Origin of the sequence: Microbacterium sp. CPCC 204701, from assembly GCF_004010105.1 — a bacterium.
In the GTDB taxonomy this organism is placed as follows: domain Bacteria; phylum Actinomycetota; class Actinomycetes; order Actinomycetales; family Microbacteriaceae; genus Microbacterium.
The window spans coordinates 1-15659 of record NZ_RRYE01000038.1; the positions used below are offsets into that span (position 1 = coordinate 1).

Genomic DNA, 15659 nt, shown 5'->3' on the forward strand with positions numbered 1-15659 from the left:
TCGCGCGACGCCGTGGCGGCGCGCACCGTCGCGGTCGCCGTGAGCGACGCGGTGAGGGGCGGCTCGCCGGCGGCGGGCTGGTCGACGGTGACGGTCGCGCCGTCCGCGCCGACCTCGATCGCGGGATCGTCCGAGGTCCACGACACCCGGCCGCCGTAGGTCGGCAGGATCGTCGTCGGCTCGTCGATCGACACCGCCGCGACACCGTCGACCACGGCCTGCGCGGCCTCCTGGTGCGACGCAGCGTGCAGCGCGGCATCCGCCAGCGACACGTCCTGCACCTCCTGCGCGCTGAGCGCGCGATCGTACACGCGGAACGTCGACACCTCGCCTTTGTACATCGGGTCGGGGTACGGTGCACGCCCGATCGCGTTGAGGGCCTGGTTGGTGACGGATGCCGGCGTCAGAGCCGTGTTCGTACGGGCGACCTGGACTCCATCGACGTAGAACGTGATGTGTCCGGCCGCGCCGTCGATCACCGAGGTGAGGCTGTACCAGCGGTCTGGATCGAGCGCAGTGCCGGCGCGGGCGTTGACCTCGCCGCCGCCTCCGGTCGCCGTGATGGACGTGCGCGGGTTGTCGCGCACGGACGCGAAGTAGTACTGCGTCGTGGAGTCGCTGCCGATGTTCCAGAGGAAGTTCCAGCTGTTCTTCATCGACGCGTCGAGCTTCGTCTCGATCGTGACCGTCGCAGACGTCTTTCCGCTGAGGATGTCGTCGGGCAGCCGCACCCAGTTCGCCGTCGGGCTGGTCTTCGCGCCGCCGGCGAGAACGAGCGACGACCCCGTCCACAGCGTGTCGTCGCCGTTGACGACGCTGGCCGCGGCACCGCCTGTCACTCGATTGGGAACGGTCGAGCCGGCCGTCTGGTCGAAGACGTACTCCGCGAGGAGGCCGTCGGTGGGCACCGTAGAGGCGGCGGAGGCACCCGCCGCTCCCAGCGGCGCGGCGCCGACAAGGGCCAGAGCGGCGGCCGCGACGACTGCCAGGCGACGGATGCTGCGGCGAGGGGAAGCCGCGGAGTCGCGGTGCAGTTCAGATCGGGATGTCACTCCAGCTCCTTTGCTGTGCGCCCTCGGCCTGGCCGGTGGGGGAGGCGCGTGTGTGGATGTTAGCGCTCACCTCCATGGAAGAGCAAGGAGTCTGGGTTGTAGCGTCCGGTGTTGACAGAGCAGAAGAGTTCGCGCTAACAATTGTCCGTCTGGTCCGCCTCGTGCGGATCGCCGCTGCCCTCGACGCGGCGGGAGCAAAGGAGCCCACTCATGTCGAAGAAGCCTCGAACCGTGCGCACTGCCGCCTCGGCCCGCGGGATCATCGCGGCTGCCACTGCTGCTGTTCTCGCAGCGGGTGGTCTGACCTTCACCGCGAGCGCTGCGTCCGCGGCGACGACGTCCATCGACGACGCGAAGGTGCTCGACCTGCGCTTCGACGGCGACCTCGCCGATGCCGGGCCCAACGCCGCCGCCGTGACCATGCAGAAGGGCACCGCCGGCTTCGGCGAAGGCATCGACGGTCAGGCGTTCGCGTTCGACGGTTCGAACGCCATCCGCCTCGGCACCGCCGCGTACCTCCAGCCCGCCGATCTCACCGTGTCGTTCTGGTACAAGCCGAATGCGGCGATGACGGGCGAGCAGGTCTTCGCCTGGAGCAAGCTGGCCTACAACTCCGAGGGCTGGTACCTCACGTCCGAGAGCGCGACGTCGCCGCTGGTGCTCTCGATCGGTCCGTCGACCGGACAGCCCTACAAGGTGGCCGTCGACACCGCCCGCGCGGACTTCTTCCCGGCGGGGCAGTGGACCCACGTGGTCGCCAGCTACGACAAGGCCACCAAGCGGGTGGACTTCTACCGCAACGGCATCCGCCAGGTCTCGACCGTCAAGTACCCCGCGACCGGCACCGCCACCGGACTCATCAACGGCGAGAGCACGACCGTCAAGACGCTGGGCTACAACGGACCGCAGTACAACGGGGCGCACGCGAACGGCCTCATGGACGACTACACCCTCTACAGCCGCGCCGCGACGATCGAGGATGCCGTCGCCCTGACGCAGCAGAACGATCCCACCTTCGATCCCGCCACGGTGGCGCAGGCGGCGCTCGACACGGTGTCGGTGCCGGCCACCGCGCCGACGGCGTTCGGGCTGCCGACCGAGACGGCGGGCGGCACGCGCCTCACGTGGGCCTCGTCCGATTCGGGCGTGATCTCGGTTCATGCCTCGGGTCAGGCATCCGTCATCCGTCCCCAGTCCGCCGACGCCGTCGTCACCCTCACCGCCACGGCCACGTATGGAGGGAGTGCTCCGGTGACGAAGACGTTCGAGGTGACTGTGCCCCGAGAGGGGAGCAGCACGTCGATCTACGTCGAAGAGACCGCGCTCGGCGACGTCCTGCTCGAGGATCCGTACCTGGTGAACGGCAACCGCAAGATGGTCGAGTACCTGCTGAGCCTCGACCCGGAACGGTTCCTGCACGGGTTCTACACGCAAGCCGGCTTGCCGACGACCGCCCAGCCGTACGGCGGCTGGGAGCGCACCACCGGCACACGGTTCCAGGGCCACTTCTTCGGCCACTTCATGTCGGCGCTGTCGCAGGCGTACGCGTCGGAGGCGGACCTCGCGATCAAGGCTCAGCTGCTCGCGAAGCTCACCACGGCGATCGACGGGGTCGAGCGCGCGCAGACCGCGTACGCGGCGGCGAACCCCGCCAACGCCGGCTACGTGTCGCCGTTCCCGGTGACCGTGCTGCCGAGCGGCGGCGGGGGACTGCTCGTGCCCTTCTACAACCTGCACAAGGTGCTCGCGGGGCTCCTGCACGCGCACGAGTACGCCCCGGCCGATGTGTCGGCCAAGGCACTGACGGTCGCGTCGAAGTTCGGCACCTGGGTGCGCGACTGGGCAGGGCGCCAGGCCAACCCCGCCGCGATCCTCAACACCGAGTACGGCGGCATGAACGAGGCACTGTACGACCTGTACTCGATCACCGAGAGCCCCGTGCACAAGCGCGCGGCCGAGTACTTCGACGAGGTGACACTGTTCCAGCAGCTCGCCGCCGGGCAGGACGTGCTGGCGGGCAAGCACGCGAACACGACGATCCCGAAGCTGATCGGCGCGCTCAAGCGCTACACGGTCTTCACCGACAACCCGCATCTGTACGAGCAGCTCACCGCCGCCGAGAAGAACAGCCTCGGCATGTACCGCGCGGCCGCCGAGAACTTCTGGCAGATGGTGGTCGACGATCACTCCTACGCCAACGGCGGCAACAGCCACTCCGAGCACTTCCACGAGCCCGGCACGCTCTACGAGCACGCCACGAACGGCACGACCTCCGGCTACGGCGAGAACTCGACGTCCGAGGTGTGCAACGAGTACAACATGCTCAAGCTCACGCGGGGTCTGTTCCAGGTCGACCCTGACGTGAAGTACGCCGACTTCTACGAGCACACGTACATCAACACGATCCTGGCGCAGCAGAACCCCGAGACCGGCATGATGACGTACTTCCAGCCGATGACGGCAGGGTACGCGAAGGTGTTCGGGCGCCCCTACGACGAGTTCTGGTGCGACCACGGCACCGCGACCGAGAGCTTCACGAAGCTCGGCGACTCGGTCTACTTCCGCAAGGGCTCGTCGGTGTACGTCAACATGTTCCGCTCATCGGTCTACACCTCCGAGGTGCACAACCTGCGCCTCACGCAGACCGCCGACGTCCCCGCCGACGACACCGTGACCTACGCCGTCGAATCGCTCGACGGCGGCGCGCTGGCCGAGGGCACGACGCTGCGGCTGCGCGTGCCGAGCTGGGTCGCGGGGGCGCCGTCGCTGTCGGTCAACGGCGAGACGGTGGATGCCGCAGCCCTCACCCAGGACGGCTACGTGGTCGTCGAGGTCGAGGCGGGCGACATCCTGACGTACGTGCTGCCGGCCGAGGTCACCGTCGACGACGCCACCGAGAACCCCAACTGGGTGGCGTTCCGCTACGGGCCGGTGCTGCTGGCCGCCGAGCTGAACCGTGAGAACGTCGACGCGACCTATGTCGCCGGCGTACTGGTGCGCATGAGCGTGGCCGACAAGTCGGTGAGCAACGACATCGTCGTCGACGACGCCGAGGCGTTCAAGGCGGCCATCGCCGAGAAGCTCGTGCGCATCGAGGACGGCGAGAACGGCAATGGCGTCGAGACCATGCGCTTCACGCTCCAGGGCACGGATGCGGCGTCCGCAGCGCTGACCTTCGAGCCGTGGTACAGCCTGTACGACGCGCGGTATGCGATCTACATGAACCTCGTCGAGCCCGACTCGCCGCAGGCGCAGGAGCTGATCCTCAAGGGCAAGCAGCAGCTGCGCATCGCCGAGACGACGATCGACTCGCTGACCTCGTTCGACGACAACAACAGCGAGGCCGACAAGAACTACCGGTTCAACAAGTCGGGCGTCGGCGTGTGGCTCGGCGAGCCGTACCGCGATGGGCAGATCGCGGCGGACGCCTACTTCCAGTACGACATGATCGTCGACCCCACCCTGCCGAAGAACCACCTGGGCGTGCGGTACTTCGGCGGCGACAACGGCCGCACGTTCGACGTCTACGTCAACGACGTGCTCCTCAAGCGCGAACGCATCACCAACGCCGCCGGCTCGAACACCTGGTACATCCAGTACGACGAGATCCCGGCATCCGTCATCGAGGGGATCGACGCCCGCGACAGCTACAAGCGCAACCAGGCCGGCGAGTACGTGCTCGACGAGAACGGCGAGAAGATCCCGGTCGTGACGGTGCGCTTCCAGGGCAACGGCACAAGCTACGTCGGAGGCGTGTACGGCGTGTACATCGCGTCGAAGACGACGTACGACACGAAGGCGGATTTGGCGAAGCTCGAATTCGCGGATGCCGAGCTCGAGCCGCAGCTGGCGGACGGGGTGTACTCGTACACCGCGACAGTCCCGGCCGACGCGACGACGATGACGTTCGACGCCGACCCGGCTTCGCCGAGCGGTCTCGTGCACGTCGGCGACGTGCTGATCGACGACTCGCTGCCTCGGACGGTGAAGCTCCACGAGGGGAGCGAGCCGACGGTGCTCACGCTCCGGTCGACGGCGCAGGATCACACGACGAGTTCGACGTACCGCATCGAGATCGTCCGGGGTGCCCTCGAGCCGGCGCTCGAGGTGACCGCCACGGCGACGACGCGCTGCGTCGCCGGTAAGGTGTCGCTGGTGGTGAAGACGCACAACGCGTCGGAGCATGCCGTCGCACTGTCGATCGTGACGCCGTTCGGCGCCAAGCAGGTCGACGCGCTCGTCGCGGACGGGAAGACATCGAGCGTCTTCGCGTCCCGCCTGGCGCAGGTCGAGGCGGGTGAGGTGTCGGTGAAGGCCACGGCGGTCATCGACGGCGAGCCGGTCGAGGCCAGCTCGGCAGTGACGTTCGCGGCGGCGACGTGTCAGTGATGTGCCCTTGTTTCCGCTAACTGTTCTCGGTAACATCAACCGGGAGAGCCCGTGGATCCGCAGTCGGATCCGAACGCAAAGGTGCAAGATGCTCGAGCAGACTCCCCTTTCGGCTGGGGCTGGGAACCATGCGAGACCCGAAGGCCGGACGGTCCGGTCGCTCGCGAATTCGGACGGCACAGCTGCCGTCCGGGGATTGGAGAGGAACGCATGAACAAGAAGAGCCTGCTGGTTCGCACGGCGGTCGGCGTCGTCGGCAGCGTGATGCTGATCGGTGTCGCGGGTGTTGCGATCGCCGACGAGATCGGCGAGGGCGAGGACGTCGCCGTCAACGTCGAGATCACCCCCGAAGAGCCCGTCGGGGCGCTGACCATGTCGGTCGCGAGCGACTCGACGACGCTGACCGAGGGCGACGCGCCCGCCGAGGACGTGCGCCAGTTCAACGGCGCTCTCCCGACGGTCACCGTGACCGACGATCGCGAGACGGTGCCCGAAAGCGTCTTCTGGTACGTGACCGGACAGTCGTCGTCGTTCTCGACGGCCGCCGGTGACACGATCACCGCCGACCACCTGGGGTGGGCGCCGCGCCTGCTCACCGAGGCTCCCGAGGGCGAGGTCGCCGAGGGTCCGGTGGTCGACACCGTGATCGACGGCGGCCCCAACGGCGTCGGACTCACCGGTGAGGAGCTGCTCGCGCTGAGCCTCGACTCCGGCGATGCGCGTCCGACGGGATCCTGGTCCGCGAATGCCGACCTCTTCCTGAAGACCCCGTCCGACGTCACGCCGGGCAGCTACTCGGCCACGCTGACGCTGACCCTCTGGGAGGACGTGTACTGACACGTCGACCACGGATCGTGTTGAATCGGGTCGGGGCCGTGCGCGCACGGTCCCGACCCTGACGTCTGGACCCGCACTTGCCCCATCTTCCTCACCGCACCTCTGCGATCGGCCGGCTGCTGCTCGCCGCAGCGCTCGTGACGACGCTCGCGTCGGCGAGCGCACCGGCCTTCGCCGCCGACACCGACGACGTCGCCGAGGAGCCGACCGTCCGCTGGTCGGTCACGCCCGCCGATGAGAACGGGCCCGATGGCCGCACGGCCGTCGAGCTCGATGTCGACCCGGGCGAGAAGGTCTCGGATCACTTCGCGGTGCGCAACGTCGGCGACGACGAGGTGACCTTCCAGCTCACCGCTGCGGACGGCTTCTACACCCGCACCGGCCGGTTCGACATCCTGCCTGCCGATGAGGAGTCGGTGGGCTCGGGCACCTGGATCTCGATCCCCGACGAGGTCACGGTCGCCCCCGGCGCGACGGTCGTCGTGCCGTTCGACATCGCCGTGCCCGAGACCGCCGAGCCGGGCGACCACGCCGCCGGGATCACGGCCTCGGTGCTGTCGGTGCAGACCGGCGACGGCGGCACCAGCGTCGGCGTCGAGAGTCGCGTGGGGTTCCGCGTACTGACACGCGTGACCGGCGAGATCGCCCCGGCCGCCGCGGTCACAGTGCTCACGACGTCGTACGCGATGTCGTGGAACCCGTTCCGCGCCGGCGAGGTCACGGTGAGCTTCGACGTCGTGAACGAGGGAAACACGCGACTCATCGCCGAGGGCGCCGTCGAGGCGGGCGGCAGCAGCGTCGTCTTCCCGGCCGAGGACGGCATCCGTCAAGAACTGCTCCCTGGCGACACGCGCACTCTCACGGCCGTCGTCGAGAACGTGTGGCCACTGTTCGTGGTGCCCACCACCGTCACGCTCGCGCCGATCGTGGTCACGATGGAGGGGGAGAGCCCGACACTCACCCCCGTCGTCGCGAGCGTCCCGGTGTGGGCCGTGCCGTGGCCGCAGCTCATCATCCTCGCGGGCCTCGCGCTCGTGATCTGGGCGGTGCTGCACGGCCGAGCCCGCTCCCGCCGCCGGATCGAGGCGCTCCTCGCGGAGGCGCGCGACGCGGGTCGTCGCGAGGCCGAGAAGGTGGACGCGTCATGACGCGTCGTCGCCCTTCGCTCACCGCTGTCGTCGTGGGCCTGGCCCTCGTCGCGGGCGCCCTCGTGGCACCCGCGCCCCCCGCCGCCGCCGACGAGCCCGACCCCGACTCGGGGAGCGTGACGATCTCGGTCGAGATCGCCCCGCTCGAATGCTCGGGCCCTCCCGGCAAGCCCGACAAGCCCGACAAGCCGGGCAAGCCGGGCAAGCCCGACAAGCCGGGCAAGCCCGACAAGCCGGGTAAACCCGACAAGCCGGGCAAGCCGAGCCACGCCGGCCAGCCGGGCCCTCCGACCGATCCCTGTCACCCGGGCAAGCCCGACAAGCCCGACAAGCCCGACAAGCCCGACAAGCCCGACAAGCCTGACAAGCCGGGAAAGCCCGACAAGCCCGGAAAGCCCGGGAAGCCAGGCACGTCCGCTCCGGCAGCCTCGAAGGCTGCCGCCGGCGACTCGCCCGCCGACGCGCTCGCGCACGGCGCCGTCCTCGGGGTGGGGTCGGCTCTGGCAGGTCCGTCCTGGCTGCTTCTCGCTCCCGTCGTGGCGTCGTCCCTCCCGAGCGTGGGCGACCCCTACGATGTGCAGAGCAAGAGAGCGAGGTGATCGCCCGTGTCTGATCCGGCGACACGAGGCTGGCAGCGCCCCAGCATCTATGACGTGGCCAAGCAGGCCGGCGTCTCGCACATGACCGTCTCGCGCGTGCTGAACGGACATCCGAACATCCGCGAGTCGACCCGCGAACGGGTGCTGCGCGCGATCGACGAGATGAACTACACGCGCAGCTCCATCGCGCGCGCCCTCGCGACGCGGCGTGCGATGCGCATCGGCGTCCTCGTCGACAGCCCCGTGCAGTGGGGCCCGAACAGCACGCTCCGCGCCATCGAGAGCGCGGCACGCGACGCGGGGTACGCGATCAGCGCGTTCTCGATCTCGGACGACGACGAGTCCAAGATCGACACCGGGGTGGTCGAACTGGTGACCCAGGGTGTCGACGCTCTGTGCGTCATCGCACCGCGCGCCTCGTCGCTCGATCTTCTGCGCCAGCAGAGCACAGGGCTCCCGACCCTCGTCATCAAGGCCGAGCCGGATGCCGAGATGCACACGGCCGCGGTCGATCAGCGTGCCGGCGCCATGGCTGCCGTCATGCACCTCATCGAGCTGGGGCACCGCTCGATCGCGCATCTGTCCGGGCCGCTGGACTGGTACGACGCGCGAGCGCGCGAGCAGGGCTGGCGCGACGCGCTCGCCGACGCGGGACTGTCGATCGCACCGCCCGTGGTCGGGGACTGGACGTCGGACTACGGCTACACGTTCGGCAAGACGCACGACTTCTCCGAGGTGACGGCGGTGTTCGCCGCGAACGACCAGATGGCGCTCGGCGTCGTCCACGGACTCGCCGAGCGCGGGCTGCGCGTGCCCCAGGACGTCAGCGTCGTGGGCTTCGACGACCTCCCCGACGCGCGCCACTTCCTGCCGCCGCTGACCACCGTGCGCCAGGACTTCGCCGCCCTCGGCGCGCTCGCGCTGCAGATCCTCATCGCGGCGATCGAGGGCGAGGACGTGACGGAGCACGACATCATCGAGCCCCGTCTGGTGGTGCGTCGTTCGACCGCCGCGCCCCGCTCCTGAGCAGGCGGCTCGTGGCTCGCATGGGACTGCTCGCGCGTCGGCTGCGGCATCCGATGTCGCCGCTCGCAGGGGCGTGGTGATGTTCGCGGTAACGGTGACGTAACGAATGTGGAAACGCAAGTTGCGCGGGATGTTGTTAGCGCGCACAATGGACGAGCACACCCGAGAGTGTCCCGCCTGGGGCACAGGGACTTCTCTCTGGCCGGCAGTGTCGGAGAGTCTCAAGGAGGAGAAGAGATGGCAAACAAGAAGCGGATGCTGGGCCTGATCGGCTTCGTCGGCGCCGGCGCTCTCGCGCTCGGCCTGTCCGGCTGCGCCGGCGGGGGCGACGCGGGCAACGACACCGGCGACGGAGGTTCCGGCGACGAGCTGACCACGGTCGGCTTCGTGGCCGTCGGCCCCGAGGGCGGCTGGCGCGACGCCAACGAGCAGGCGATCAAGGACGCGTTCACGCAGGAGGCCGGCTTCGACCTGAAGTACGCGCCCGCGGCGAGCCCGACCGACCAGAAGTCGCAGCTCGACGCGTTCGCGACGTTCGTCAACGACGAGGTCGACGTGATCCTCCTGACCGCGACCGAGGCTTCCGGCTGGGAGGACTCGCTCGACCTGGCCCAGGAGGCCGAGATCCCCGTCATCCTGCTCGACCGCGGTGTCGACGCCAGCGATGACCTCTACGTCACGCGCATCGCCCCCGACAACGTGAACGTCGCCGGCACCGTGGGCGAGTGGGCTGTCGAGACCTTCCCGGAGGGCGCGAACTACTTCACGCTCGAGGGCGTTCCCGGCCTCTCGGTCGTCAACGAGCGCAACGAAGGCTTCGACGCAGCGATCGAGGGCAAGGACGGCTGGAACAAGATCGGCGCGCAGACCGCCAACTGGACCGCTGACGAGGGCAAGTCGGTCATCGAGACCGTGCTGAAGGAGAACCCGGACCTCCAGTTCATCTTCGCCCAGAACGACGAGATGGGCATCGGCGCGGCTGCTGCCGTGACGGCCGCCGGTCTCACCCCGGGCACCGACGTCAAGATCGCCACGATCGACGGCACCACGCCGGCCCTCGAGGCGCTCGCCGCGGGTGAGCTGAGCTTCGTCGCTCAGTACAACCCCTTCTTCGGCGACCTCGCCGTCCAGGCGGTCAACGACGCCCTCGCCGGCGAGGAGGTCGAGAAGACCATCATCGTCGAGGGCGAGACCTTCAACTCGCCCGAGGCCGCCCAGGCCGCGATCGAAGAGGGCAAGGGCTTCTGATTCGGCCCAGCCTCGACTAGACGAGAAGTGATGCGAGCGGGGGTTGCCGTTCCGGCAGCCCCCGCTCGTACTCGTCTCCGTCCCTGACGAGTTCCCCGCAGCACAGAGGAATGAAGAAGCCATGATCGAACCGATCGCGATCGTCGAGGTCCGAAACGCGTCCATCACCTTTCCCGGAGTGAAGGCGCTCGACGACGTCAGCTTCCGACTGCTTCCCGGCGAAGTCCACACGCTCATGGGCGAGAACGGGGCCGGTAAGTCCACCCTCATCAAGGCGCTCACCGGCGTCTACCAGATCGACTCCGGCGAGATCGTCGTCGCCGGACAGGTGCGGCATTTCAACGGCACCGCATCGGCGCAGGATGCCGGGATCTCCACCGTCTACCAAGAAGTCAACCTCTGCACGAACCTCACGATCGGTGAGAACGTCATGCTCGGGCATGAGGTGCACGACTGGACGGGCATCAACTGGCGCAAGACCTACGCCCGCGCCAGCGAGGCGCTCGCCCGGATGGGTCTCGGCGACCTCGACCCCCGCGCGCCCCTGTCGTCGATCTCCATCGCGATCCAGCAGCTCGTCGCCATCAGCCGCGCCATGGTCACCGACTCGAAGGTGCTCATCCTCGACGAGCCGACCTCGAGCCTCGACGCGACTGAGGTCGAGGTGCTGTTCGGCGTCATCCGCCGACTTCGCGACCAAGGCGTCGCGATCCTCTTCGTCTCGCACTTCCTCGACCAGGTGTACGCGATCAGCGACCGAATCACGGTCCTGCGCAACGGCAAGTTCGTCGGCGAGTACCTCAAGCGCGATCTCGATCGCACCCAGCTCATCTCGAAGATGATCGGCAAGGACTTCGAAGCTCTCCGAGCCCTCGGCTCGAATCGTCAGACTCATCAGCGCGACCGCAGCGTCACTGCGCTCTTCGCCGCCGAGGGCCTCGGCCGCAAGGGAGCGATCGAGCCCACCGATCTCGAAATCCACGCCGGTGAGGTCGTCGGATTCGCAGGGCTCCTCGGGGCCGGCCGCACCGAGCTCGCTCGGCTCATCGCCGGTGCCGACAAGGCCGACACGGGGACGACCCGGATCCGCGGCAAGAAGGTCTCGCTGGGCTCGCCGGTCGCCGGTCTCTCACAAGGCATCGCCTATTCGACCGAGAGCCGTCGCGACGACGGCATCGTCGGCGATCTGAGCGTCCGCGAGAACATCATGCTCGCTGTCCAGGCGCGCCGCGGCTGGTTCCGCCGGGTGCCCGCTCGAGAGGTCGACCAGCTGGTGAAGACCTACATGGAGCGCTTCAGCGTGCGGCCGAACGACCCCGACCGTCCCATCCGCCTGCTGTCCGGGGGGAACCAGCAGAAGGTGCTGCTCGGCCGGTGGCTGGCCACCAACCCCGATCTGCTCCTTCTGGACGAGCCCACGCGAGGCATCGACGTCGGTGCCAAGGCCGACATCCAGGAAACCGTGGCCGAACTCGCCGAGGGCGGCATGAGCGTCGTCTTCATCTCGTCCGAGCTGGAGGAGGTGGTTCGACTCTCCGAGCGGATCGTCATCCTCAAGGACCATCAGAAGGTCGGCGAGGTCGTCAACGGACCCGAAGTGACCGCCGAGAGCATCGTCTCGGTCATCGCCACCGAGTCCGGCGACGAGGCGGAGAAGACCGCCGAGGCCCTCGCCGAAGAGGTCGTCGGGGGCGAGACAGCTGTCAACCATGAAGGGAACGCGTCATGAACCGCGTGAAGATCGCGCTGCGCACGCCCTGGTTCTGGGCCATCGTGGGCATCGCGGTACTGCTGGTGATCAACTCGATCAAGAATCCGGCATACCTCGCGATCAGCGTCAACCCGACGACCGGGATGCTCACGGGCAACGTGCTCGACATCCTGCGGGTCTCGGCGCCGATCATCATGATCGCGCTCGGCATGACCTTCGTCATCGCCACCGGCGGAATCGACCTCTCGGTCGGTTCGATGATGGCAGTCGGCGGCGCGGTCGCGATGCAGACCCTCTCTGGCCTGGAGGCGTCGTCGCCGGTCGGCGCGATGCTGACGGCGATCGGCCTCGCCATCGCGCTCGCGATCGTCCTCGGCGCGATCAACGGATTCCTCGTCGCGGTCGTCGGGCTGCAGCCCTTCATCACCACGCTGATCATGATGCTCGCCGCGCGCGGCATCGCACGCGTCATCACCAGCGGACAGAACACCGACGCCACCAACGAGCCGTTCCGCCTTCTCGCGAACGGACAGATCCTCGGCATTCCGACGAGCTTCGTGCTCGCCATCGGGATCGTCACGCTCATCGCCGTGATGATGCGCCGCACGGCGCTCGGGCTCATGATCGAGTCGATCGGCATCAACCCGCACGCGAGCCGACTCGCCGGCATCCGTCCTCGTCCCATCCTGATCGGCGTCTACATCCTGTCGGGCGCGCTCGCCGCGGTCGGCGGCCTGTTCAGCGTCTCGGAAGTGATGACGGTCAGCGTGGGCGGCACGGGCAACCTGATGGAGCTCGATGCGATCCTCGCCGTGGTCATCGGCGGCACATCGCTCGCCGGCGGGAAGTTCTCGATCGTGGGTTCGACGGTCGGTGCGCTCCTCATCGCAACCCTCAACAAGACCGTGCTCTTCCTGGGCATCCCGGCCGCGGCGACGCCGGCGTTCAAGGCTCTCGTCATCATCGTCCTCGTGCTGCTGCAGTCCGAGCGAGTGCGCTCGTGGGCCCTCGGGCGCGCGAAGTCGCCGGGCACGCCCAGCACCCCCGCGCCGCCCGCAGCGGGACCGGCGGCACCCGTCTCGAAGGAGGCCGTCGCATGAGCTCCACACGCACGCTCGCCGGAGCCGTTCCGCCCGTCCCCGACCTGCCGGAGAGCAGGAACACCGCCGGCGCCGCGCGACTGTCGCGGCTGTGGGAGCGCAATCAGACACTGATTCCCACGCTCGCCGCACTGGTGCTGCTGTTCGGCATGCTCATCTACGCCGAGGTCGCCTACGGCAGGGTCTTCCACGCCGGAACGATGTCGAGTCTTCTCATCAGCTTCGCGCCGACGATCATCCTGGCCGTGGGCATGACGATCGTCATCGTGTCGGGCGGCATCGATCTGTCGGTCGGCGCGGTCGTCGCGTTCAGCTCGGTCGCCGGCGTGATGCTCATGAACATCGGAATCGACGGCTGGGTCTCGATGCTGCTGATGATCCTGTGCGGAGCGCTCTTCGGCGTGATCGCGGGCGTCATGGTCCAGTACTTCAGCGTGCAGCCCTTCATCGCGACGCTCGCGATGATGTTCCTCGCGCGCGGACTGGCCTCGATCCTCTCGACCACCCCCGTGCAGGCCCCCGAGAACTCGCCGATCCACCTGCTCGCCACAGACTGGAAGATCCTCGATGGACCCAAGGTCAATGACCTCACCATCACGCCCGGCCTGCTCATCGCCGTGCTCGTCGTGCTCGGCGGCATGTTCTTCATGCACCGCAGTCGCACCGGGCGCACGGTCTACGCGATCGGCGGCAGCGAGTCGTCGGCGGGGCTGATGGGCCTGCCGGTCGCGCGGACGCGCGTCGGGATCTACATCATCTCGGGTGCACTGTCGGGTCTGGCGGCGATCGTCTATACGGCGGAAGTCGGAGGCAAGGCTCAGAACGTCACCGGCATCGGCTGGGAGCTCGACGCGATCGCGGCCGTCGTCATCGGCGGGACGCTGCTCACGGGCGGCTACGGCTATGTGCTCGGCTCGGTCGTCGGCGTGTTCGTGATCGCGGCGCTGCGCCTCATCATCACGAAGGACGGCACGATCAACCCCGAGTACCTCACGATCATCACCGGGGCGGTCCTGCTCGTGTTCGTGCTGCTTCAGCGCGTGCTGACACGACGGAGGGCGAGCTGATGGCCGCTCTCACGCCGGAGATCCAGGCATCGATCGATGCCGTCCGCGAGGACGTCGCGACACTGCACGGCGAGCTGGTCCGCTACGGACTGGTGGTCTGGACAGGCGGCAACGTCTCGGGCCGCGTTCCCGGCGCCGATCTGTTCGTGATCAAGCCGTCGGGCGTGTCGTACGACGACCTGGCTCCCGAGAACATGATCCTGTGCGACCTCGACGGCAACGTCATCCCTGGCACTCCCGGCAGCGACCGGTCGCCGTCGAGCGACACCGCCGCGCACGCGTACGTGTACCGGAACATGCCCGACGTCGGGGGAGTCGTCCACACCCACTCGACCTACGCGGTGGCATGGGCGGCGCGCGGCGAAGAGATCCCGTGCGTCATCACGGCGATGGCCGACGAGTTCGGCGGGCCCGTTCCCATCGGCCCGTTCGCGATCATCGGCGACGACTCGATCGGCCGCGGCATCGTCGAGACGCTGCGCGGTCATCGCTCGCGCGCGGTCCTGATGCAGAACCACGGACCCTTCACGATCGGCGTCTCGGCGAAGGACGCGGTCAAGGCCGCGGTTATGGTCGAGGACGTCGCCCGCACGGTGCACCTCGCACGTGAGGCGGGTCCGCTCGTCCCGATCCCGCAGGACGCGATCGACCGTCTGTACGACCGGTACCAGAACGTGTACGGGCAGAGCGGAGACGAACGGCGATGACCGGGATGTCGCAGACCGACGTCGCCGCGGCGATCCGCGACGGCCATGCCGTGCTGGGGATCGAGCTCGGCTCCACCCGCATCAAGGCGTGCCTGATCCTCGCCGATGACCCGTCGACCGTGCTCGCCGTCGGCAGTCACTCGTGGGAGAACCGCTTCGTCGGGCGCCTCTGGACCTACTCGCTCGAGGACGTGTGGACGGGCCTCCAGGCCGCGTATGCCGACCTGGTGGCCGATGTGCGCGTACGCCATGGCGTCGCGCTCGACAAGCTCGAGGCCATCGGCGTCTCGGCGATGATGCACGGCTACCTGGCGTTCGACGAGGGCGGCGAGCTGCTCACCGCCTTCCGCACGTGGCGCAACACCAACACCGACCGCGCGTCGGCGGTGCTGTCGGAGCTGTTCGGCATCAACATCCCGCTGCGCTGGTCGATCGCGCACCTCTACCAGGCAGTGCTCGACGAGGAGCCCCACATCCCCGATGTGCGGTTCTTCACGACGCTCGCGGGCTACGTGCACTTCATGCTCACCGGGCGCAAGGTGCTCGGTATCGGCGACGCGTCGGGCATGTTCCCGATCGACTCGGCGACCCGCGACTACGACGCCGGCATGATCGAGAAGTTCGACCGGCTGGTGGCAGACCGCGCCTACGGCCTGCGCGTGTCGGAGCTGCTCCCCGAGGTGCTGGTCGCGGGGCAGGCCGCCGGCGAGCTCACCGCCGAGGGCGCCGCCCTGCTCGACCCGAGCGGCGCGCTGCGGCCCGGCGCGGTGTTCTG

The 15659-nt window shown here is 68.5% G+C and carries 12 protein-coding genes; 11 read left to right on the forward strand and 1 reads right to left on the reverse strand.

All coding sequences use genetic code 11. From position 1 onward, the window contains the following. On the reverse strand, positions 1 to 1052 hold a 1052-nt coding region (locus EIO58_RS04835; protein WP_164861528.1), incomplete at its 3' end, for a LamG domain-containing protein. Positions 1053 to 1262: 210 nt separating this feature from the next. On the opposite strand from EIO58_RS04835, the gene EIO58_RS04840 reads away from it, so the two are divergent. The 11 genes from EIO58_RS04840 to EIO58_RS04890 form a co-directional block, all read left to right on the forward strand. Next, positions 1263 to 5441, forward strand: a complete 4179-nt coding sequence (locus tag EIO58_RS04840) for a beta-L-arabinofuranosidase domain-containing protein (protein ID WP_127818545.1) — start codon at positions 1263 to 1265, stop codon at positions 5439 to 5441. A 210-nt stretch (positions 5442 to 5651) separates the two neighbouring features. Further along, positions 5652 to 6278 (forward strand): hypothetical protein, encoded by a 627-nt coding sequence (locus EIO58_RS04845; protein WP_127818546.1) that lies wholly within the window; start codon positions 5652 to 5654, stop codon positions 6276 to 6278. Between the two features lie 77 nt (positions 6279 to 6355). Continuing rightward, positions 6356 to 7426, forward strand: a complete 1071-nt coding sequence (locus EIO58_RS04850; protein WP_127818547.1) for a WxL protein peptidoglycan domain-containing protein — start codon at positions 6356 to 6358, stop codon at positions 7424 to 7426. Next, on the forward strand, positions 7423 to 8025 hold the full coding sequence (locus EIO58_RS04855; protein WP_127818548.1) for a hypothetical protein: 603 nt from the start codon (positions 7423 to 7425) through the stop codon (positions 8023 to 8025). The genes EIO58_RS04850 and EIO58_RS04855 overlap by 4 nt, the downstream gene beginning before the upstream one ends. Before the next feature lie 6 nt (positions 8026 to 8031). Next, positions 8032 to 9051 (forward strand): LacI family DNA-binding transcriptional regulator, encoded by a 1020-nt coding sequence (locus EIO58_RS04860; RefSeq protein WP_127818549.1) that lies wholly within the window; start codon positions 8032 to 8034, stop codon positions 9049 to 9051. Between the two features lie 237 nt (positions 9052 to 9288). Beyond that, positions 9289 to 10299, forward strand: a complete 1011-nt coding sequence (locus EIO58_RS04865) for a substrate-binding domain-containing protein (RefSeq protein WP_127818550.1) — start codon at positions 9289 to 9291, stop codon at positions 10297 to 10299. 121 nt (positions 10300 to 10420) lie between these two features. Continuing rightward, the gene (locus EIO58_RS04870; RefSeq protein ID WP_127818551.1) at positions 10421 to 12028 is read left to right on the forward strand and encodes a sugar ABC transporter ATP-binding protein; all 1608 of its coding nucleotides are present in this window, start codon (positions 10421 to 10423) and stop codon (positions 12026 to 12028) included. Continuing rightward, a complete protein-coding gene (locus tag EIO58_RS04875) occupies positions 12025 to 13110 on the forward strand; it encodes an ABC transporter permease (protein ID WP_127818552.1) in 1086 nt (361 codons plus the stop codon). The genes EIO58_RS04870 and EIO58_RS04875 overlap by 4 nt, the downstream gene beginning before the upstream one ends. Then, positions 13107 to 14177: an ABC transporter permease gene (locus tag EIO58_RS04880; protein WP_127818553.1), complete on the forward strand. Its 1071-nt coding sequence runs from the start codon at positions 13107 to 13109 to the stop codon at positions 14175 to 14177. Before EIO58_RS04875 ends, EIO58_RS04880 begins: the two co-directional genes overlap by 4 nt. Then, positions 14177 to 14884 (forward strand): L-ribulose-5-phosphate 4-epimerase, encoded by a 708-nt coding sequence (locus tag EIO58_RS04885; RefSeq protein WP_127818554.1) that lies wholly within the window; start codon positions 14177 to 14179, stop codon positions 14882 to 14884. The genes EIO58_RS04880 and EIO58_RS04885 overlap by 1 nt, the downstream gene beginning before the upstream one ends. Then, positions 14881 to 15659 (forward strand): FGGY family carbohydrate kinase (locus EIO58_RS04890; RefSeq protein ID WP_240658573.1); only part of this gene is annotated, 779 nt, incomplete at its 3' end. The genes EIO58_RS04885 and EIO58_RS04890, both read left to right, overlap by 4 nt.

What these genes read in the sequence shown, in the direction of transcription:
- EIO58_RS04880 (WP_127818553.1), top strand. Translation starts at nt 13,107, where the DNA reads ATGAGCTCCACACGCACGCTCGCCGGAGCCGTTCCGCCCGTCCCCGAC.
- EIO58_RS04885 (WP_127818554.1), top strand. Translation starts at nt 14,177, where the DNA reads ATGGCCGCTCTCACGCCGGAGATCCAGGCATCGATCGATGCCGTCCGC.
- EIO58_RS04845 (WP_127818546.1), top strand. Translation starts at nt 5,652, where the DNA reads ATGAACAAGAAGAGCCTGCTGGTTCGCACGGCGGTCGGCGTCGTCGGC.
- EIO58_RS04840 (WP_127818545.1), top strand. Translation starts at nt 1,263, where the DNA reads ATGTCGAAGAAGCCTCGAACCGTGCGCACTGCCGCCTCGGCCCGCGGG.
- EIO58_RS04875 (WP_127818552.1), top strand. Translation starts at nt 12,025, where the DNA reads ATGAACCGCGTGAAGATCGCGCTGCGCACGCCCTGGTTCTGGGCCATC.
- EIO58_RS04855 (WP_127818548.1), top strand. Translation starts at nt 7,423, where the DNA reads ATGACGCGTCGTCGCCCTTCGCTCACCGCTGTCGTCGTGGGCCTGGCC.
- EIO58_RS04865 (WP_127818550.1), top strand. Translation starts at nt 9,289, where the DNA reads ATGGCAAACAAGAAGCGGATGCTGGGCCTGATCGGCTTCGTCGGCGCC.
- EIO58_RS04870 (WP_127818551.1), top strand. Translation starts at nt 10,421, where the DNA reads ATGATCGAACCGATCGCGATCGTCGAGGTCCGAAACGCGTCCATCACC.